This window comes from Rhodoplanes sp. Z2-YC6860, from assembly GCF_001579845.1.
In the GTDB taxonomy this organism is placed as follows: Bacteria; Pseudomonadota; Alphaproteobacteria; order Rhizobiales; family Xanthobacteraceae; genus Z2-YC6860.
Map to the genome: position 1 here is coordinate 6,390,822 of NZ_CP007440.1, position 19,556 is coordinate 6,410,377.

Consider the following 19,556-nt stretch of genomic DNA (forward strand, 5'->3'; position numbering starts at 1 on the left):
TCGTCAACGTGATGATCCCTTTCGGCCATGCGCCTCGCGCATCGCACGCCAGACCGTTTCGGAGGTGATCGGCAGCGTGATGTCGCGCACGCCGAGATGCCACAGCGCGTCGATCACGGCGTTGCCGATCGCGGCCGGCGCGCCGATCGTTCCGCTCTCGCTACCGCCCTTGACGCCGAGCGGGTTGCTCGGCGCCGGTGTCTCGATGAACGTCGTATGGAATGACGGCATGTCGTGGGCCCGCGGCATGCCGTAGTCCATGAAGCTCGCGGTCAAAAGCTGGCCCGAGCCAGCCTCGTAGACGATGTGCTCGCGCAACGCCTGGCCGATGCCTTGGGCAAGCCCGCCATGGACCTGGCCCTCGACGATCATCGGATTGACCACGACGCCGCAGTCGTCGGCGGCGTACATGTCGCGAAGCTTCACCGTTCCGGTGTCCGGATCGACGAGAACCACCGCGAGATGCATCGCCTGCGGGTCGTTGGTGTCGGGCGGATCGTAGAACTCGGTGATCTCGAGCCCCGGATCGAGCGAGCCGTCGGCGGGAAGCGCCGCACCGTGATAGGCGACGTCGGCGACATGGGCGAAGGTGACCTGCCGATCCGTGCCACGCACCCGGAACATGCCATCGCGGTATTCGATGTCGTCCGGCGCGCACTCCATCATATGGGCGGCGAAGCGCGTCGCCTTGACGATCACCTTGTCGGCCGCGCGATAGATCGCGGTGCCGCCGACCGACAGTGAGCGCGCGCCCCAGGTGCCATTGCCGAACGGGATGCGGTCGGTGTCGCCTTCGACCAGCTGAATGTCGTCGATCGGCAAGCCGAGCCGGTCCGCTGCGATCTGACAGAAGGTGATCTCGTGCCCCTGCCCGTGCGAATGGCTGCCGGAAAAGATCGTCGCCTTGCCGTCGCTGTGCACCCGCACCACGGCGCACTCCCAGCCGCCGTGGAGTCCGCCGCGCTTGGCGAGGTTGCCGCTCGGCCCGGTGCCGGCCTTGTCGATGAAGGCGGCAAGGCCGATGCCCATCAGCACGCCCTGCTTGCGGAGCGCGGCCTGCTCCTGGCGAAGCTTCAGGTAGTCCGCAAGCTCAAGCAGCTTTTGCAACAATGCGGGCGGGTCGCCGGAGTCGTAAACGCGACCGCCGGGCGCCGGATACGGAAAATCAGCGGGGCCGATGAGGTTGCGCTTGCGCATCTCGACCACGTCGATGCCGAGCTCGCGCGCACCGCGCTCCAGCAGCCGCTCGTTGTTCCAGGTGGCCTCCGGCCGGCCCGAGCCGCGATAGGCATCGATCGGCACGGTGTTGGTGTAGACGCCGCGCACCCGCAAATGCAGGTTCGGCGTGCGGTAGAGCCCGGTGACGGTCTGCGGATAGGAATTTCCGGGGATGCTCGGCGCGAAGTTTGAGAGATAGCCGCCGAGCGCCGCGAGCGTGTCGACCTGCATGGCGACGATGCGGCCGTCGTCGGCAAAGCCCATCCGCGCGATGGTGTCGTGGTCGCGCGCCTGCGCGTCGGACAAAAAAGTCTCGGTCCGCGTCGAGGTCCATTTGACGGGGCGGCGCAGGATTTGCGACGCCCAGACGACCGTCGAGACTTCGGTCGCGAAGAAGCCTTTGACGCCGAAGCCGCCGCCGACATCGGGCGAGATCACCCGGATTTTGTGCTCAGGGATGTGCAGCGTGTAGATCGACAGCCAGCGGCGCAGGTAGTGCGGCTGCTGGCTCGTGGCATAAAGCGTGTAGCGGTCGTTGGCGGCGTCGTAATCGCAGAGATAGGCACGCGGCTCCATCGGATTGGCCGAGAGCCGGCTGTTCTTCAAGCTGAGCTCGACCACCTTGGCGGCGCCAGCGAGCGCGGCTTCGGCCTTGTCGCGGGAGCCGCGCTCGATCTCGAACACGAGGTTGTTGCCGAACTCCGGATGAACCAGGGGAGCATCGGGGGCGACCGCCTCGCGCGTGGTGGTCACGGCGGGCAGCGGCTCGTATTCGATCGCAACCGCCTCGGCGCCATCCTCGGCGGCGAAGCGCGTCTCGCCGATCACCGCGGCGACGATGTCGCCGACGTGATGGACAACATCGCGCGCGAAGGCCGGCCGCGGCGAGCAGTTCATCGGCCGGCCGTCGCCGAACGGCATCGGATGCACGACGGTCAGTTCGCCGTGGCCAGCCTTATCCCAGTCGGCGGCCGTCAGAACCAGCAGCACGCCCGGCAGACGCGAGGCCGCCCCGGTCGCAACCGAGCGAATGCGCGCGTGAGCATGGGGGCTGCGCACGAACGCGCACCACGCGGTGCCGGGCAGTTGCACGTCATCGACGTAACGGCCCTTGCCCTGAACGAAGCGGATGTCCTCGCGGCGACGCAGCGGCTTGCCGATCAGTCCGCCGTCATTGGTGCCGCGCGATGACATTGAGCGCTCTCAACAGAACAGCGGCGCGGGTGAGCCGTCGCGGCGCTCACCCAGCGCTTTCAGCTTGCGGCAGAAATAATTCCAGGAATGCTCCCAGTGCACCGGCGTCATGATCTGGCCGTGACGCTTGACCCGCGTCTTCTGCGGCAGAGATTTCGACTGGAAACCCGCGCTCAGGCCGGCAAGCTGCGCTTTGCAAGCCTTCTCCAGGAAAATTCCGACACAGGTGGCGTGCGGCACCGACGTGCCGCAAAACGTCACGCCATGATTGCTCATCAGCACCGCGAAATTCTGCCCCAGCGTCGTGGCGAGCGCCGCGCCTTCCTCCTTCGTGGTGATCAACGCCACATCGTCCTCATGCCGCGGCACTTCGAGGAAATAGTCGGCATCCACCGTGAAAGGCTGCAGCGGTTCCAACGAGGACGAGAACACGCACGCATGGAACGGATGCGTGTGAGCGACCACCTTGACGTCCGCGCGCATGCGGAAAATCTCGGAGTGAATCGGCCATTCCGAATGCCGGCCGCCCGAGCCCGCAATCTGCTTGCCGTCCCAGTCGACCAGCACGAAATCGTCGGGTCCGAGTATTTCGCCGAGGCCGGCCCGATTGCGCTTCATCCAGAAACCGCGCCCGGCAGGATCGCGCACGGACAGATGCCCAAGCGACATATCGCCGTGGCCTTCCATTTCCAGGATGCGGCAGGCGCGGGCCAGATCGGTGAGTGAGGTCTGCAAATCGTCCTTCATGATCGCTCAAGCCGTTTCGCGTTGCCAATAGACCGCGCGGCGGCGCACCAGCATCAGCGCCTGGTCGAGCACCAGACCGCACAGGCCGATGACGATGATCGCCGCATAGACATTGGAGAACGAGAACCGCGTGCTCCAGATCGTGATGTAGTAGCCGAGGCCGATGGAGTCGCCGATCATCTCGGTGATGACCACAACGATAATGGCAACCGGCAAGGCGATGCGTAGCCCTGAGAAGATGCTCGGAAGCGCGGCCGGCAGGATCACCCGCCTCAGGATGGTGGCTTTGCTGGCGCCGAAGTTCTGCGCGGTCCAGACCAGCCGGGTCTGGATGCCGCGGAAACCGAAGTAGCAGGTCACAACGATCGGATAGAGGCATTCGAGAACCGTGAAGGAGATCTTCGATGGCGTGCCGATGCCGAAGATGTAGGTGAACACCGGGAACAGCGCGATCTTCGGCACCGGATAACCGAGGAAGAAGATCGGCTCGAACAGGTTGCGCCACGTCTCGGAGCGCGCCATCGCGGCCGCGAACGGGATGCCGATCGCAGCCGCGAGTGCGAACCCAAGCAGCGCGCGGGAGATCGTGACGGCGCCGTGATAGACGAGCTGGCCGTCGGCGATCTCGGCGACCAGCACCGACCAGACCTGCATGGGGCTCGGCAACAGCCGCGACTCGACGAAACCGCCGCCGACCGCGACCTGCCAGATGAGCAGCAGCAACGGAATCGAGTACCAGCGGCCGATCAGGTTCGCGGCTTGTGACGTGATTTGCGCGATCATCGCACCACCTGCTCTTCGGTGCCGATGAGATGGCCTTTCAGCACGTGACCGCGGATCGCCATGAGGATGCGGTCGCTGAGAAAGCCCAGAATGGCAAAGCACGTGATACCGGCGAGCATCTGGTCGAAGCGAACCCATTCCTCGCCAGCGCTGATGATGTTGGCGAGGCCGACCTTCGAGCCGATCAGCTCGGCGGCGAACAACACGACAAAGGCATGCGCCAGCCCGATGCGGATGCCGGAAAAGAGCTGCGGTGCCGCCGCCGGAATGATGACACGGAGGAAGATCGTGCGCTTGGGCGTGCCCATGTTCTGTGCCGCCCAAACGAGAGTCCGGTTGATCGACAGAATGGCGTGGCGCGAGGCGATGAAGATCGGAAAGAACACCGAAAACGCGATGATGCTGATCTTCGAGGCGTGCCCGAGACCGAACAGCAGCAGGAACACCGGCAGGAACGCGATCTTCGGAATCGAAAACAGAAACGATACGAGTGGATCGAAGAAATGCCGCACGCCCGGCACCATGCCGGCGCCAAGTCCCGCCACGATGCCGGTCACCATGCCGATGAGGAATCCGAGCGCCACACGATAAAGACTCGCCGCAAGCGCAGTCGGCAATTCGCCCGACGCCGTCAGCTCCCACAGCGCCGCAATGATGTCCGACGGTACCGAGAGATAACGCGGCAGGAGGTCGAGACGGCCGAACACCTCCCATGCGACGAGCGTCGCGACAGGAATCGTCCAGTTCAGCAGCAGGGCCCGGTTGAGCCTCACGCCTCCTCCAGCGCTCGCGCCTTCAGCACCTCGTCGCGCAGCAGGTCCCAGACCTGGACCCGCAGATCGAGATATTCCTTCGACTTGCGGAACTCGCCACTCCGCTCGATCGCGGGAATCCGGATGTCCGCCTTGATGCGGCCCGGCCGCGCCGCGAACACGATCAGGCGCGTCGCGAGATAGATCGACTCGTCGATATCGTGGGTGACGAACAGCGCGGTCTTGCGCGCGTTCCGCCAGATGGACTGCAATTCCTCCTGAAGCAGTTCGCGCGTCTGCGAATCCAGCGCGCCGAACGGCTCGTCCATCAGCAGCACATCCGGATCGAGCGCGAACAACCGCGCCAGCGCGACGCGCTGCTTCATGCCGCCGCTGAGCTGTCCCGGATAGAGATCGGCGTAACGCGCGAGATGAACGAGATTGAGATAGTCGCGCGCTCTGGCGAGCCGCTCGGCCTTGGCCATGCCCTTCATTTCCAGCGGCCAGGCGACATTCTCCAGTGCGGTCAGCCAAGGAAACAACGACAGATCCTGGAACATCATGCCGCGGTCGGGGCCCGGCGCGCCGACCGGCCGCCCGTTGAGGCGCATCTCGCCGCCCGACGCCGGCTCGAAGCCGCCGACGATATGCAGGAACGTGCTTTTGCCGCAGCCCGACGGCCCGACGATCGAAACGAACTCGTGTTCCTCGATCGACAGCGAGAGCTTGTCGATGGCCGTGACGGTGCGACCATTGCTGACGAACGTCTTGTCGAGGTCTTTCACTTCGAGCAGCGGCATCACCAACTCTTGCAGGCATGACGGCTTTCGACAAGACTTCAGTTTGTCACTCATCGTTGGTTTGTCGGTCATCGTTCCGCTTCGCGGATACTTGCAGTTGAAAGTTTCGCGCCGTGCCCAGCACGCCTGAATTCGATTACGTGATTGTCGGCGCGGGCTCCGCCGGTTGCGTGCTCGCGGGGCGCTTGAGCGCCGATCCTTCGGTGCGCGTGCTGCTGCTCGAAGCCGGCGGCTGGGACTGGCATCCGCTGATTCGCATTCCGCTCGGGGTCGGGCGCATCTGGGGCTTCGATCGTTTCGACTGGGGCTACGAGACCGAGCCGGAGCCTCATGCCGGCGGCCGCCGCATCGAGACCGCTCGCGGCAAGGTGATCGGCGGCTCGCATTCGATCAACGCGATGGGTTACATCCGCGGCCATCGCGGCGACTATGACCGCTGGGCATCACATCAACTGCCCGGCTGGTCCTACGAAGACGTGCTGCCCTACTTCAAGCGAGCCGAGACCTGGGAAGACGGCGAGACGCCTCATCGCGGCGGCAACGGCCCGCTCTATGTGCGCAAGACCAAGGACCTCGATCCGCTCTACGGCGCCTATATCGAGGCAGGTTTGCAGGCCGGGCATCCGTTCACCGAGGACTACAACGGCGCCGAGCAGCATGGTTTCGCCTGGGCGCAATGGACCATCCGCCGCGGCCGCCGCGACACCACGGCGCGCGGCTATCTGCATCCGGCGCTTCGCCGCGGCAATCTCGCGGTTTGTACGAACGCGCCGACGCAGCGGATCGTGCTGGAGGGCCAGCGTGCGGTCGGCGTCGAATTCCGCCGTCATGGCGCGAGCCAGATCGTGCGCGCCGCGCGCGAGGTGATCGTCTGCGCGGGCTCGATCAACACGCCGCAGTTGCTGATGCTGTCGGGCATCGGCGATCCGGATCATCTGCGGCAGTTTTCCATCGACGTGCGCGTGCCGCGGCGCGACGTCGGCTGCAATCTTCAGGATCACTATTCGACCGGACTCGCGCATGAGCGCCGCGAGCCTGGACCGTTTGTCGCAGCGACCCGCTTCGACCGGCTCGCCTTCAACTTCGCGCGCGCCTATGTGGCCGGCACCGGTCCCGCGACCGATGTGCCGAGCGGCTTCATGGCCTTCGTGAAGACCGACCCGGCGCTCGCGATGCCGGACATCCAATTTCTGTTCCGTTCCGGACCTTCGAACGCGGGCCCGTGGTTTCCGGGAATTCGTTCGGCATGGCAGGACGCGTTCATCTGCCGGCCGATCCTGCTGCGGCCGAAGAGCCGCGGCACCATCCGGCTGCGTTCGGCCGATCCGAACGATCGGCCGCGCATTCAGCAGAACTTCCTGAGCGACGGGCGCGACCTGCCGGTGCTGCGCACGGGCCTGCGACTCCTTCGCGAGGTGGCGGCACAGCCGGCGCTGAAGCCGTTCTGCGGGCGCGAGATCGGCCCGGGCGATGCGACAAAAAGCGATGCGGAGGTGGACAACTACATCCGCCAGAATGGCGCCACCGCGCATCATCCCTGCGGCACGTGCCGCATGGGCGCGGACAGCGAGGCCGTGGTCGATGCTGAGCTCCGCGTGAACGGCGTCGAAGGTTTGCGCATCGCCGATGCATCGGTGATGCCGGATCTCGTCGGCGGCAACATCAACGCCGCCGTCATCATGATCGCGGAGAAGGCGGCAGACATGATCCGCGGCACCATCAAACCGCGATAGCCTCGTGGATGAACAGAACAAGGCGGACACAGGAGTTGCATCGATGCCTAACAGGATGCACTGCGCTGATCGATCGGGGGAGCCATGATCCGTTCCTTTGAAAATTTTTCCCGACATGTCGCATTGATTGTACTGGCGACAGGTTCGGCCTGGATGTGGCCTGCGACTGCCAGCCGCGCGCAGGACAATTATCCGTCGAAACCCATTCAGGTCGTCGTCACGACCGCAGCCGGCGGCGCTCTCGATCTCGTCGCGCGAACCACCACCGACCGTCTGGCCGAGGCCCTCGGGCAGCCGATGATCATCGACAACCAGCCCGCCGGAAACGGCACCGTCGCCGCTGGCCAGTTTGTCAGGGCCGTGCCGGACGGTCACACGCTGATGATGGTCGTCGACAGCACCGTGACCATCAATCCGCATCTCTACAAGAACATCGCATACGACCCGTTTCGAGATTTTGCGCCGGTGAGCCTGATCACCCGCGTGCCGCTGGTTCTGGTCGGAAATCCGACGCTGCCGCCCAAAGACCTGCGGGAGCTGATCGCCTACGCCAAAGCCAATCCGGGAAAGCTCAACTACGCCTCCACCGGCGTCGGGACACAGCTTCACATCGGCATGGAGCTGTTCAAGCTTCAGTCCGGCACCGACATCGTCCACGTGCCCTATCGCGCCACGACCGGCGCCATCGCCGACCTGCTCGGCGGCCGCATCGACCTCGGGCTGGTCGGGATCACGTCCGCCAAGACCTATCTGGAATCGGGACAGCTTCGCGCCTACGCCATCGCCGCGCCGCAACGTTCGACGCTCCTGCCGAACGTTCCCACCATGCAGGAGGCCGGCTTGCCGGGCGTCGAGGTGCGTTCGTGGTTCGGCATGTACGCGCCGGCGAAGACTCCGGCCGCGGTCGTGACGCGGCTCGCGCAGGAGATCAAAAAAGCCGCGACGGATCCCAAATTCGTCTCCGCGCTGACACCGCAAGGCATGCAGATCATCGCCTCGACGCCGGACGAAATGCTGCAAGCCATGCGCGAGGATTCCGAGAAGTGGGGCAAGGTGATCCGCGACACCGGCACAACCATCAATCAATGATCGCGCGAGCAGATCGGCGCGCCCTATAGTGGCCGGCGGCGGAACGGTTCGGAGGACGGTGCGATGGGCTTCACGTTGTGGCGCGGCGTCGTTGGTCTAGTGAGGCCGACGCGGCGGCCGGGCACGCTGGAAGAACTGATCCGAATCCTGCCGGAAGGCATCGGCGTCATTCCGTTGCTTCTCAACTTCAAGGCGGGCAGCAACGAGGAATTTCTGAACTCCATCCCGCTATACGAGCAATATGTCGCCGAGCTTGCGGAGCAGGCCGTGGACCTCATCATCCTGTCCGGCGCGCCGCCGTTCATGCTGCTCGGTCCCGAGAAGGAGGCGGCACTGACGCGCCGGCTGGAGGACAAATTCGGGATTCCGGTCGTGACCGACCCGCAATTGCAGGTCGCGGGGCTGCACGCGATGAAGATCAAAAAATTCATCGGCGCGAGCTATTCGGCGCTGCAGAACAAGATCGTGCTGGACTACATGACGCAGGCGGGCTTCACGGCGCTTTCCATGGAGCCGATCGACGTGCCCTTCGATCAGGTCGCGCAAATTTCAGTCGAAACGCTCTATGCGCATGTGAAGGGGCTCTATCGAAAGCATCCCGAAGCCGACGGCGTCTATATCCAGGGCGGCGGCTGGCAGACCGCCCGCGTCGTCGAGCTCCTGGAAAATGATCTTCAGATTCCCGTGGTCCATGCGACGATCTGCGAGGCATGGCGGATTCACAAGCAGTTGAGTGTCAGAACGACGACACCGGGCTTCGGCCGTCTGCTGGCCGAGCTGCCTTGATGCGGGACGGGCGCGTTCGCTAGTTCGGCAGATAGCTCGCGTCGACCAGCGCCTTGATGTCGGCGGTCTTCTTCTGAAAGCCCGCCTTGATCTGAAACTCCTGCATCTTGGCAAGAGCTTCGGCGTCGGGCCGCAGCGTCGGATCGCGATAGTAGTCGTCCATCGTCAGGTAAACGTCGGGGCTGACCCGCACCATCTTGGCGTCGATCAAGAGCTGACGCGCCTCTTTCGGCTTCTCGAGATAGTACTTGGTCGTGTCCTTGACGTCGGACAGGAAGTCGCGCACCGCCGCCGCGTTCTTCTTCAGGAACTCGTCCTTGCCGGCGATGACGATCAGTTCCTCGTCGAACGGCACGCCATACTTGGCGTCGAACAGCTTCCTCACCTTGGCCTGCTTCTCAAGCAGCGCCGCGAACGGCTGCGGAAACTCGCCGACATCGACCTTGCCGGCGCGCATCGCCTCCTGCATGGCCGGGAACGGCACCGGCGCAATGGTGACGTCCTTGTCGGTGAGACCGTGCTTCTCCAGCGCCGAGCGGAGCCAGAGATGACCCGCAGTCGAGAAGCCGTTGATGCCGACGATCTTGCCCTTCATATCCGGCACCGATTTGATCGGCGAGCTGTCCGGCACATAGAATGCCGTGCTGAAGGCGCGCGAGCTTTCCCGCGACAGCGATGCGATGATCTTGGCCGACACGCCTTCGGCGGCGGCGAACACCACGCCGGTCGCCGAGCCCTGCGACAGATCGATCGCGCCGGCCTCGAAGGCCTGGGCGCGCTTGTCGGAGCCCTGGAAGCGCGTGGCGTCGAGCTTGTAGGTCTTGCCGTTGTGCTTGCCGAGTTCGGGCTTGGCGATCAGCAGCCACACCTGCTCTTCGGCCGCGCCGCCATAACCGAGCCGCAGCGTCACCGGATCCGCGGCGCGCGCCGGCGTTGTCGCGAACCCGCCAACGAGACCGGTCGCAGCGAAGCCGCACAGCACGTGACGCCGATGGATGATCGATTTCATATTGGCTCGCTCCTGCAACCGACTGTGCGGCCCGGCGGCCGTGGCGAAGCTTACCGAAATGGGTTGGCATCGCAACATGTCGCGCGCTGCGGCATGGTCGCACCGGCATGCGCTCAAATAGGCAGCAAAACGCCGCTCCAAACGCCCCGGAAATTAGCTTGACACTAAGATAATTCACATCAGGATAGTTCGATCACACACGGTTCTCTGGAAGGTCGATGGACGTCTGGGTCAAGGAAGTTCGCAAGGTCTGGAGCGGACGGCTCGGCCATGACGTTGTTGCGCTCGAGACAACCAACCACCGCTTTCCGTCGGGTCGATTCACCTGCCTGCTCGGCCCCTCGGGCTGCGGCAAGAGCACGCTCATTCAGATCGTCGGCGGGCTCGAGCCTGCCACCTCCGGTGAGGTCATCATCACCGGCGCCGACGAGGACCGACCGCAGCCGCTCGGCAAGCACTCGGTGATGATGTGGCAGGGGCTGAACCTGTTCCCGTGGCGCAATGTCATCGACAACGTCGCTTTCGGACTTGAGATGCAGGGCGTGCCGCGCGAACAGCGTTATGAGCGCGCCCGCGCGCTGATCACGTCCGTCGGCCTGCGCGGCTTCGAGCAGCACCGGCCCGGCCAGCTTTCCGGCGGCATGCGGCAGCGCGTGGCGCTGGCCCGCGCGCTGATCATGGAGCGGCCGATTCTGCTGATGGACGAGCCGTTCGCCGCCCTCGACGCCCAGACCAAGATCGTGATGCAGGAAGAGCTCCTTCGCATCTTCGACGAGACACACAAGACCATCCTGTTCGTCACCCACGCCATCGAGGAAGCCATCCTGCTCGGCGACGAGGTCGTGGTGATGACGGCGCGGCCCGGACGCATCAAGGAGGTGATCCCGGTGCACCTGCCGCGGCCGCGGCATCTGGAGATGGTCAACACCAAGGAGTTCGGCGAGCTGTTCGACCACACCTTCCACCTGATCCGTGACGAAGTGAACGCCGCCATGGCGCAGCAGGCCGAAATGGTGGCCCACGGATGAGCGGAAAGTCGAAAGCAAGCTGGGGCCGCATTGCCGAACTGTCGCTGCCGACGCTCAGTGTCGTGGCCTTCGTCGTGCTGTGGGAGGTGATCGTGCGCTGGCGCGGCATCGCGCCGATCTTCCTGCCGGCGCCCTCCTCCATCGCGACCACGCTCTGGGACATGATCCTGAACGGCACGATGGAGTATCACGTCGGCGTCACGGTGCTGCGCATCTTCGCGGGCTTCCTGGTGGCGGCCGTCACCGGCATCGCGCTCGGCATGCTGATGGGCATGTCGCGGATCGTCGCGCGCGTCGCCGACATCTGGATCGCGGCGCTTTATCCACTGCCGAAGATCTCGCTCATCCCGCTGCTGATCATCTGGCTCGGAACCGGCGAGGCCTACCGCATCGTGATCAGCGCGATCACGGCCTTCTTTCCGATCGTGATGAGCACCTATTCCGGCATCCGCCAGGCCGACCGCGGGCTGATCAAGGCCGCGAAGGACCTGGGCGCCAACACGCGGCAGATCCAGTTCAAGGTGGTGATCCCCGCCGCCATGCCGAGCATTCTCTCAGGGCTCCAGCTCGGCATGGGCGTGACCATCATCCTGATCGTCGCGGCTGAAATGATCGGCGGCTCGAGCCAGAGCGGCATGGGCTACCTGCTCATCAACTCGGGCCAAGTCATGGAAACCGAAAAGGTTTTCGCGAGCCTCGTGGTGCTCGCTGTGCTGGGCGCCGTGATCATCAAGCTGCAGCAATGGGGCGATCGCAAGATCGCGCCCTGGGCCGAGACCGAAGACCGATAGCACGAGGAGAATGGGCATGATGGGACTTGCAAGATTGATCGGGGCCGCGGCCATCGCGGTTTTGGCGCTGACGGATGTGGCTCACGCCGCGGACAAGATCCGGATCGGTGAAGGCCCCTTCATCACCGGCGGCGCATTCTTCGTCGCCCGCGAGAAGGGTTATTTCGCCAAGCTCGGCATCGAGGTCGAGACCAAGTCGTTCATCGACGGCGCGCTGGCGGTGCCCTCGATGATCTCGGGCGAACTCGATATGTCGTTCATGACGCCGAATGCGAGCCTGTTCAACAGCATCGCCAAGGGCGCCCCGCTCGTGGTCGTGCTCGACCGCGGCAGCAACAAGAAGGGCTACGCCTATACGATCGTGAATGTGAGCCAGGCGCTGGCCGATTCCGGGCTGAAGTCGCTCGCCGATTTCGCCAAGCTGAAAGGCAAGAAGATCGGTGTCGGCGCGCTTGGCAGCATCAACCAGTACAACACCGCGCAGGCGCTGATTAAGGCAGGACTCGACCCGGCCAAGGACGTGCAGTGGGTGGTTAACGTCTCGCAGCCCGACCTGATGAAGATGCTCGGCGCGGGCCAGGTCGATGCCACCGATCTGGCGTGGCAATTCGGCGTGTTCGCGCAGCAGAACAAGTGGGGACCGATTGTTGCCAGCGGCGACGAGATCGTGCCGGATGCCGCGATCGGCATGTATGCGGTGCGCAAGGAGTTCCTCGACAAGAACCGCGACGTCGTGGTGCGCTTCGCGATGGCCTACCTGCACGCCGCGAAGGAATTCAACGCTGCCGCCAAGGCGCCGGACCAGCATGCCGACATCGTCGAAATCCTCGCCAAGAACACCGCGCTGAACAAGCCCGAGCTGGTGAAGAGCATCGCGCCGAACTGGTCCTATGTGAGCGAGGACGGCACGCCGCTGGTGAAGTCGATCATGGAAATGCAGGACTTCTGGAGCGGCAAGTACTTCCACTTCGTCGAGAAGAAGGTGACCGAGGCACAGCTGTTCGATTTGGGTGTCGCGAAAGAGGCCCAGGCGCGGCTCGCGAAGGACAAGCCGTTCGATAAGTAGGGCTTGCCATCACACCACCGCTGTCATTCCGGAAACCGCGCGAAGCGCGGTTATCCGGAATCCAGTTCCAAACACCGCCTTCTCGTCTGGATTCCGGGTTCGCCGCTTCGCGGCGCCCCGGAATGACGACGGAGCTAATCGCCCGCTTCAGTGCCGTTCGATCTGGGTGTGACAAAAGAGGCCAGGCGCGGCTCGCGAGGGACAAGCCGTTCGACAAGTAGAGGCACTGTCGCCCCACCCACCACTGTCATTCCGGGGCGCTGGCGAAGCCAGCGAACCCGGAATCCAGTTCTGGCGGCAGTCTTTCCTGGGCTGGATTCCGGGTTCCGGCCTTCGGCCGGCCCCGGAATGACGCCGGAGATCAATCTTCCGCGCCAGCGTCCGCCTGCTCGTTCTCGAACGTCGCGAGCAGCTTGCCGAGCAGCGCGCCGAGTTCGTCGCGGTCGGCGCGTGTCATCCCGCCGAGCAGCTTCGACAATTCTCGAAAATGGATGTCGATCGCCTTGTCGACCACCGTCTTGCCGGCCGGGGTCAGCCGCACGATGGTCACGCGCCGGTCCACCGTGTCGTGACGCCGCTCGACCCAGCCTTTGCGCTCGACGCCGTCGATCCGGTTGGTGATCGCCCCCGAACTGAGCAGCGCCTCGCGATACATATCGGTCGGCCGCAGTTCGTAGGGCTTTCCGGAACGCCGGAGCGCCGCGAGGATGCTGAAGCTCTCCCAGGTCAGGTCCATGGGCTTGAGCCATTCCTCGGCGCGGTCGCGAAAGTAGATCGACAGCCGCTGGATGCGGCCCAGCACCCCGAGCGGCGACACGTCGAGGCCGGGTTTCTCGGCCCGCCATTGCGCCATGAAGGTCGCAATCGAATCGTCGGCGCCGTTGCGCCCCATGCTTCGGCTCCTGGCGCGGCTTGCGGAGGGCTGCGCTTCCTGCGTGGACTTCATGGCCGGCCTCGTCGGTCACGATTCATGAATCATCGCGAGCGAAGATATCGTGATGTTTATAATCTTGATGTCAAGTTGATTGCACACCGGCGGCTAAGCCACCGCGGTCCGCCGCCACTCCGGCTGCAACCGCGCCTCGAGACCGGCGTCGCGCAGCATAGCGCGCGCCACGCGCTCGGCCTCGGCGATCGTCGCCATGCCGTCTTTCAGGTGCTTGAACTGGCCGTCGCGATAGACGATCTCGCCGTTGACCATCACGACGCGGGCGTCCGAGCCGCGGCCGGCGCTGATGAAGGTCGAGATCGGGCGAAGCTGCACGCCGATCTGGGGCTTCCTGGCATCGAACACCGCGATGTCGGCGAGCTTGCCCACGGTCAGCGAGCCAATCTCCTTGTCGAGTCCCAGCGCCCTGGCGCCGTTGATGGTCGCCATTTCGATCGCGATCTCGTAGGGGATCCGCGTCGGATCGAGATGCCGGACATGCTGCAGATAGGCGCAAGCCTTCATCTGCTCGATCATGTCGACCGAGTAGTCGACCATCGGCCCGTCGGTGCCGAGCGCGACGTTCATGCCGGCACGCACCGCGTTCGAAATCGGCCCGATGCCGCCGCCGCGGATCGACTCGCTGGTCGGCGTGTAGACCAGTGTCGCGCCGACGCGAGCCATCTGCTCGATGTCGAGATCGGTGCAATGGATGCCGTGGATCATGAGCCATTGCGGATCGAGGATGCCGAGCTGCATCAGGTAGCGCACGTCGGTGCGGCCGGTCTCGCGAAGATACCGGAGCATGCCCTTTTCCAGCGAAAAGGTGCCGCCCGAGATGTGGTTGCTGATCTTCACGCCGAGCTTCTTCGCAAGCTCATAGCCGCGGCAGATCAGCTCCTCGGTGCTCATGCCGGCCGCGACCCAATGCGCGTTCGACTCGATCACCATGGCCATGTGGACGAGACCGTTCGAAGCGCCCTGCCAGCGCCGGTGTTCTTCAGCGAATTCGGCGAGCGCCTCGTCGAGGCTCAGCGGATGGTTCGGATTGCCGGGTGTGCAGCAACGGAGATCCTTGGCGAACACCTGGCGGATGCCGAGCTCCGCTTGCGGCTCGATGGTGGCCTTGACCTTGGCCTGCGTGGTCGTGGTGACGGAGTGATTGAGCGAGCATGTGGTGCCGGTGGCGAGCATCTCCATGCTGGCAACCGTGCTGCCAAGCCTCAGTCCCTCCTCCGACATCCGCGTCGCGAGCGGCAGGAGAAGCCCCGTGACCCAGTCCTCCAGCAGCATGCCGTCCGCCGTCCCCTTGAACAGCGTGTACCAGTGGTGCTGGTGCATGTTGATCAGGCCGGGCATCACGATCGAGCCCGAAACGTCGATCACCTCGTCGAAGCCCGCTTCGCTTGCGGGCGCGCCTGCGCCCACCGCCTCGATCCTGTTGCCGTTCACCGCGACATAGCCGCGGGGATGAACCGCCCTCGTCTCGTCGACGGTGACGACATACCCGTTCTTCAGCAGCGTTCGGCCCATGGCACTTTCCTCGGGATTTCCTCAGCAATCCACGACAACAGTCTCCATGGTATTTATCTTCATATCAAGATATTTTCAACCGAGCGATGACCCGCTCAGCGGTCCAGCAGCGCGACCGCCTCGATCTCCACCATCAGATCGGGATGCGACAGACGGCGCACCTCGACCGTGGTGCTGGCGGGGAGGCCAACGCCCAGATAGTCGTGGCGCACGTCGACGTGCTTGAAGAACTCGTCGATGTCGGTGACGAAGGTGGTGGTCTTCACCAGGTCGCTGAGCGTCGCACCGACCGACTCCAGCGCCGCCTTCAGGTTCTCGCCGACCTGCTTGATCTGCGCCCGCATATCCTTCGGCCCGACGATGCTGCCGTCCTTGGCGCGCGCGAGCTGGCCGGAGATGAAGGCGAAGTTCTGCCCGGTGGTCACGACGACATGGCTGTAAAGCAAATGACCGTTGACGACGCGCTGGGGCAGTTTGTCCGGCTGAACTTTCTTGACGGGCATGGTTTGCTCCTTGCTCATGGATAATCGGGCTGGCAATGTAACGGCGACCCGGGCGCGCACGACAGGATAAACTCCGGCACGGCGCGGTTTAAGCACGCAACCCTGCATGGAGATTTTGCAATGGTGTCGTCCTCCGGTCCCCTTTCACGGCGCGGGATTCTGCGCGCGGGCATGGCTGCCACAGGCGCCGCAGCGCTCGGCTCGTGGAGCGGACGCGCCAGCGCCGCGCCGGTGACCATCCGCTACGCCACCGGCGGCGGCATCGGCCCGAACGAGATCGAAACCATCGTCTTTCTCGATTATCTCAAGCAGAACGTGCTGCCGAACTACGGCAAGGCCTACACGCTGGATATGACGTTCACGCGCGGCACGCCGGAAGCGGCGACGCTTTTGGCCTCCGGCCAAGCCGACCTCGGCACGCTGTCGTCGGCTGTGTTCGCCACGGTCATGGCCAAGAATGCCATCCCCGAAGGCATCACCATCATCTCCGACAACTACCAGGACGGTTACAGCGGCTACGCCACCAACAGTTACTTCGTCCTCGAAGACTCGCCGATCAAGACCATCGCCGACCTCAAGGGCAAAAAGATCGGCATCAACGCCTTCGGCTCCGCGGTCGATCTCGTGCTGCGCGTGGTGCTGAAGAAGAACGGCCTCGATCCGCGCCGCGACGTGCAGATCGTCGAGATCGCCTTTCCCAACATCGGGCCGGCGATCCGCGAGAAGCGCATCGACTGTGGCTGTCTCGTCATTCCGTTCCTGCCGTCCGAAGTCGCCAAGGGCGGCCTGCGGTCGGTGTTCACCAGCGGCGACGCGTTCGGTCCGGCTTCGGTGATCTTCCAGGTCGGCCGCAACAACTTCATCAAGGAAAACGAGGCGGCGGTCCGCGCCTATCTCGCCGATTTCGTCGCGGGCCAGGCCTGGTTCTACGACCCGGCCAACCGCACCAAGGCGATCGAGCTGATTGCCGACTTCACCAAGTCGCCGAAGGCCGTGCTCGAGTCCTATTTCGCCACATCGCGCGATTACTACCGCGATCCGAACGGCTGCGTGCCGGCATCCAGCGTGCAGAAGCCGATCGACGCCATGGTCGAAGAGAAGCTGATCGACAAGCGCGTCGACGCCGCGAAATACATCAACCTCGGCCTGCTTCCGAAGCCGTGCGCGCTCTGAGCACGGCCGAAACCACGGCCAAGATCGAGATACGCAAGGTCTCGAAAGCGTACGAAACGAACGACGGTCCGGTGCCTGCGCTGCGGGCCGTCGATCTTTCGATCCGCGAGGGCGAATTCGTCTCCATCGTCGGCCCGTCGGGCTGCGGCAAGAGCACGCTGCTCTACGTGGTCGGCGGATTCCTGTCGTCCGAAGGCGAGGTGCTGGTCGGTGGCAGCCGCATCACCGGCCCCGGCACCGACCGCGGCGTGGTGTTCCAGGAATACGCGCTGTTTCCCTGGCTCACGGTGCGAAAGAACATCCTGTTCGGCCTTGAGCGCACCAGCGTTCCTGTGGCCGAACGCGACAAGACGGTCGAGCGGCTGATCAACGTCATCGGCTTGAAGGGCTTCGAGGAGCGCTACCCGCGTGAACTGTCGGGCGGCATGAAGCAGCGCGTCGCCATCGCCCGCACCATGGCCTGCGACCCCGCGATCCTGCTGCTCGACGAACCGTTCGGCGCGCTCGACGCCCAGACCCGCGAGGTGATGCAGGACGAGCTTCTTCGCCTGTGGCTCGATATGCGCAAGACTGTGCTGATGATCACGCACGACGTGAGCGAGGCGGTGTATCTCTCCAACCGCATCTGCGTGATGTCGGCACGGCCGGGCCAGATCGTCGAGGAGTTCGTCATCGATCTCGACCGCACCGTGCCGCGCGAGACGCTGTTTCTCTCCGACGCGTTCAACCGCATCCGCAACGAGGTGTGGCTCGCGGTGCGAAGGCAATCGCTGCCGGCAGGACACTCCGATGGCAAAGCGTAGCCGCCTGCCCCGCCCGCTGCTCTGGCTCTGGAACGCGACGCCACTCGTGCTGTTCGGCCTGCTTTGGCAAGGCGTCAGCGCATCAGGACTGGTCGATCCGGCATTCCTGCCGCCGCCACGGACCGTGGGCCTGGCGCTGCTCGATCTGCTCGGCGGTCCGCAGATCAGGGACAACCTGCTGGTGACGCTCTATCGCTCCATCGCCGGTCTCGCGCTGGGCGCGGCGGCCGGCGTCCTCATCGGGCTGCTGATGGCGCGATCCGCACGCTTCAACGCCTACGTCGCCCCGATCGTCGGCGGCACCTATTCGCTGCCGAAATCGGCGCTGATCCCGCTTCTCATTCTCTGGTTCGGCGTGGGGTCGGCGACCGCGATCTGCGCGGTGTTCCTCGCCTGTCTGCTGCCAATGATCGTGCAGACCTTCCATGGCGTCGCCACCACGCCCAACGTGCTGGTGTGGAGTGCCGAGGCGATGGGCTATACGCCGCGGCAGCTGCTCACCCGCGTCTATCTGCGCCACGCGCTGCCGGACATCATGACCGGGCTGCGCATCGCGCTCGGTTTTTCGTTCGTGCTCGCGATCTCGTCGGAGATGATCGCGGCCAACAGCGGCATCGGCAAGCTGATCTTCATGTACGGCGAGAATGGCGCCTACGATTACATGTTCGCCGCCATCGCCTGCGTGGTCGCGGTCGCATATCTCGCCGACCGCGCCCTGCTCTGGGCGACGCGGCTGAGCCTGCACTGGCACGAGTCGGCCGTCGAGGCCGCCGCATGACGGATCGCCCTGCGCCCAGCAAGCTCGGCCTTTACGCCCGCTCCGCCGTCTCGGTGCTGATCGTCATCATGGCGTGGGAAATCGCAGCGCGGATGCAGTTCGTCTCCGCGCTGTTCCTGCCGCCCTTCAGCGCCGTGATGCTGCAGCTCTGGAGCACGATCGCCGACGGCACGCTGTTCACCGATCTTGGCGTCAGCCTCGGCCGCACCTTCGGCGGCCTCGCGATTGCGGCCGTGGGAGGCATCCTGCTCGGCGTCGCCATGGCGCGCGTCCGTGCGCTCGACTGGCTGCTCGATCCGCTGGTGGCGCTGGCCTTTCCCGCGCCCAAGATCGCGTTTCTGCCGGTGTTCATTCTTTGGTTCGGCATCGATCATCTCTCCAAGATCCTGCTGGTGGCGTTCACCTGCGTGTTTCCGGTGATGATCGGCGCCTACAGCGCGGCGCGCTCCGTCAACCGCGTGCTGATCTGGTCGGCATGGTCGCTTGGTACCGGCCGCACGGCGCTGCTCACCCACGTGATCCTGCCGGCCTGCGGTCCGCGCATCTTTGCGACCTTGCGTGTCGCCGTGCCGGTGGCGCTGGTCACAACCTTCACGGCCGAGATGGTCGCGGGCGGCGGCGGCATGGGCGCGACGCTGATGTATTCCCAGCGCTTTTTCGAAAGCTCGACGGTCTTCGCCTATATCGTCGTGATGCTCACGGTCGGCCTCGCCATCGACGCTGCGATGCAAGAGGTCCAGAGCCGCGTGCCGGCCACGGCCAACGTCCCGTAGCGGATAGCCTCGATTGTCGCAGAAACGGCCGCTTGCGCGGTCTTTCCAAGCCCGCTAGAGTTTGTTTGT

The 19,556-nt window shown here is 64.5% G+C and carries 19 protein-coding genes; 10 read left to right on the forward strand and 9 right to left on the reverse strand.

Translation table 11 applies throughout. The features are described 5' to 3' along the window. Window positions 1-3 precede the first annotated feature (3 nt). From RHPLAN_RS29880 to RHPLAN_RS29900, 5 genes are read right to left on the reverse strand one after another with little or no spacing between them, the layout of a single operon-like run. Complete coding sequence (locus RHPLAN_RS29880) at window positions 4-2,412, reverse strand: xanthine dehydrogenase family protein molybdopterin-binding subunit (protein ID WP_068026109.1); 2,409 nt, start codon at window positions 2,410-2,412, stop codon at window positions 4-6. 9 nt (window positions 2,413-2,421) lie between these two features. Then, window positions 2,422-3,159 (reverse strand): class II aldolase/adducin family protein, encoded by a 738-nt coding sequence (locus RHPLAN_RS29885; RefSeq protein WP_068026111.1) that lies wholly within the window; start codon window positions 3,157-3,159, stop codon window positions 2,422-2,424. A 6-nt stretch (window positions 3,160-3,165) separates the two neighbouring features. Then, on the reverse strand, window positions 3,166-3,942 hold the full coding sequence (locus RHPLAN_RS29890) for an ABC transporter permease (RefSeq protein ID WP_068026114.1): 777 nt from the start codon (window positions 3,940-3,942) through the stop codon (window positions 3,166-3,168). Beyond that, window positions 3,939-4,715 (reverse strand): ABC transporter permease, encoded by a 777-nt coding sequence (locus RHPLAN_RS29895; protein WP_068026117.1) that lies wholly within the window; start codon window positions 4,713-4,715, stop codon window positions 3,939-3,941. Before RHPLAN_RS29895 ends, RHPLAN_RS29890 begins: the two co-directional genes overlap by 4 nt. Continuing rightward, on the reverse strand, window positions 4,712-5,494 hold the full coding sequence (locus RHPLAN_RS29900; protein ID WP_068026120.1) for an ABC transporter ATP-binding protein: 783 nt from the start codon (window positions 5,492-5,494) through the stop codon (window positions 4,712-4,714). The genes RHPLAN_RS29895 and RHPLAN_RS29900 overlap by 4 nt, the downstream gene beginning before the upstream one ends. Window positions 5,495-5,607: 113 nt before the next feature. Here RHPLAN_RS29900 and RHPLAN_RS29905 point away from each other — a divergent pair, with 113 nt between their 5' ends. The 3 genes from RHPLAN_RS29905 (at window position 5,608) to RHPLAN_RS29915 (ending at window position 9,102) form a co-directional block, all read left to right on the forward strand. Next, a complete protein-coding gene (locus RHPLAN_RS29905; protein WP_068026122.1) occupies window positions 5,608-7,227 on the forward strand; it encodes a GMC family oxidoreductase in 1,620 nt (539 codons plus the stop codon). 153 nt (window positions 7,228-7,380) lie between these two features. Beyond that, window positions 7,381-8,316 (forward strand): Bug family tripartite tricarboxylate transporter substrate binding protein, encoded by a 936-nt coding sequence (locus RHPLAN_RS29910; protein WP_068026125.1) that lies wholly within the window; start codon window positions 7,381-7,383, stop codon window positions 8,314-8,316. A 63-nt stretch (window positions 8,317-8,379) separates the two neighbouring features. Then, window positions 8,380-9,102, forward strand: coding sequence for a maleate cis-trans isomerase family protein (locus RHPLAN_RS29915; protein WP_068026128.1), 723 nt, complete (start codon window positions 8,380-8,382; stop codon window positions 9,100-9,102). A gap of 19 nt (window positions 9,103-9,121) precedes the next feature. Here the strand turns inward: RHPLAN_RS29915 and RHPLAN_RS29920 are convergent, their stop codons facing one another. Beyond that, window positions 9,122-10,111 (reverse strand): ABC transporter substrate-binding protein, encoded by a 990-nt coding sequence (locus RHPLAN_RS29920; protein ID WP_068026132.1) that lies wholly within the window; start codon window positions 10,109-10,111, stop codon window positions 9,122-9,124. A gap of 218 nt (window positions 10,112-10,329) precedes the next feature. Between RHPLAN_RS29920 and RHPLAN_RS29925 the strand changes: the two genes are divergently transcribed. The 3 genes from RHPLAN_RS29925 to RHPLAN_RS29935 are packed head-to-tail and all read left to right on the forward strand — an operon-like array spanning window position 10,330 to window position 12,996. Continuing rightward, window positions 10,330-11,139: an ABC transporter ATP-binding protein gene (locus tag RHPLAN_RS29925; RefSeq protein WP_068026135.1), complete on the forward strand. Its 810-nt coding sequence runs from the start codon at window positions 10,330-10,332 to the stop codon at window positions 11,137-11,139. Next, window positions 11,136-11,930, forward strand: a complete 795-nt coding sequence (locus tag RHPLAN_RS29930) for an ABC transporter permease (RefSeq protein ID WP_068026136.1) — start codon at window positions 11,136-11,138, stop codon at window positions 11,928-11,930. Before RHPLAN_RS29925 ends, RHPLAN_RS29930 begins: the two co-directional genes overlap by 4 nt. A 16-nt stretch (window positions 11,931-11,946) precedes the next feature. After that, window positions 11,947-12,996: an ABC transporter substrate-binding protein gene (locus tag RHPLAN_RS29935; protein ID WP_068026139.1), complete on the forward strand. Its 1,050-nt coding sequence runs from the start codon at window positions 11,947-11,949 to the stop codon at window positions 12,994-12,996. A 361-nt stretch (window positions 12,997-13,357) separates the two neighbouring features. Here RHPLAN_RS29935 and RHPLAN_RS29940 read toward each other — a convergent pair whose 3' ends face one another. The 3 genes from RHPLAN_RS29940 to RHPLAN_RS29950 form a co-directional block, all read right to left on the reverse strand. Further along, window positions 13,358-13,888: a MarR family winged helix-turn-helix transcriptional regulator gene (locus tag RHPLAN_RS29940; RefSeq protein WP_198164560.1), complete on the reverse strand. Its 531-nt coding sequence runs from the start codon at window positions 13,886-13,888 to the stop codon at window positions 13,358-13,360. Between the two features lie 147 nt (window positions 13,889-14,035). Beyond that, entirely contained in the window at window positions 14,036-15,457 is a 1,422-nt protein-coding gene (locus tag RHPLAN_RS29945; protein WP_068026147.1) for an amidohydrolase family protein, read from the reverse strand. 95 nt (window positions 15,458-15,552) lie between these two features. Beyond that, window positions 15,553-15,960, reverse strand: coding sequence for a RidA family protein (locus tag RHPLAN_RS29950; protein WP_198164561.1), 408 nt, complete (start codon window positions 15,958-15,960; stop codon window positions 15,553-15,555). A 171-nt stretch (window positions 15,961-16,131) separates the two neighbouring features. On the opposite strand from RHPLAN_RS29950, the gene RHPLAN_RS29955 reads away from it, so the two are divergent. From RHPLAN_RS29955 to RHPLAN_RS29970, 4 genes are read left to right on the forward strand one after another with little or no spacing between them, the layout of a single operon-like run. After that, a complete protein-coding gene (locus RHPLAN_RS29955) occupies window positions 16,132-17,133 on the forward strand; it encodes an ABC transporter substrate-binding protein (RefSeq protein ID WP_068026152.1) in 1,002 nt (333 codons plus the stop codon). Continuing rightward, complete coding sequence (locus RHPLAN_RS29960) at window positions 17,121-17,936, forward strand: ABC transporter ATP-binding protein (protein ID WP_237179940.1); 816 nt, start codon at window positions 17,121-17,123, stop codon at window positions 17,934-17,936. Before RHPLAN_RS29955 ends, RHPLAN_RS29960 begins: the two co-directional genes overlap by 13 nt. Next, the gene (locus RHPLAN_RS29965; RefSeq protein ID WP_068026156.1) at window positions 17,923-18,714 is read left to right on the forward strand and encodes an ABC transporter permease; all 792 of its coding nucleotides are present in this window, start codon (window positions 17,923-17,925) and stop codon (window positions 18,712-18,714) included. The genes RHPLAN_RS29960 and RHPLAN_RS29965 overlap by 14 nt, the downstream gene beginning before the upstream one ends. Further along, window positions 18,711-19,487 (forward strand): ABC transporter permease, encoded by a 777-nt coding sequence (locus RHPLAN_RS29970; protein WP_068026159.1) that lies wholly within the window; start codon window positions 18,711-18,713, stop codon window positions 19,485-19,487. The genes RHPLAN_RS29965 and RHPLAN_RS29970 overlap by 4 nt, the downstream gene beginning before the upstream one ends. Window positions 19,488-19,556 lie beyond the last annotated feature (69 nt).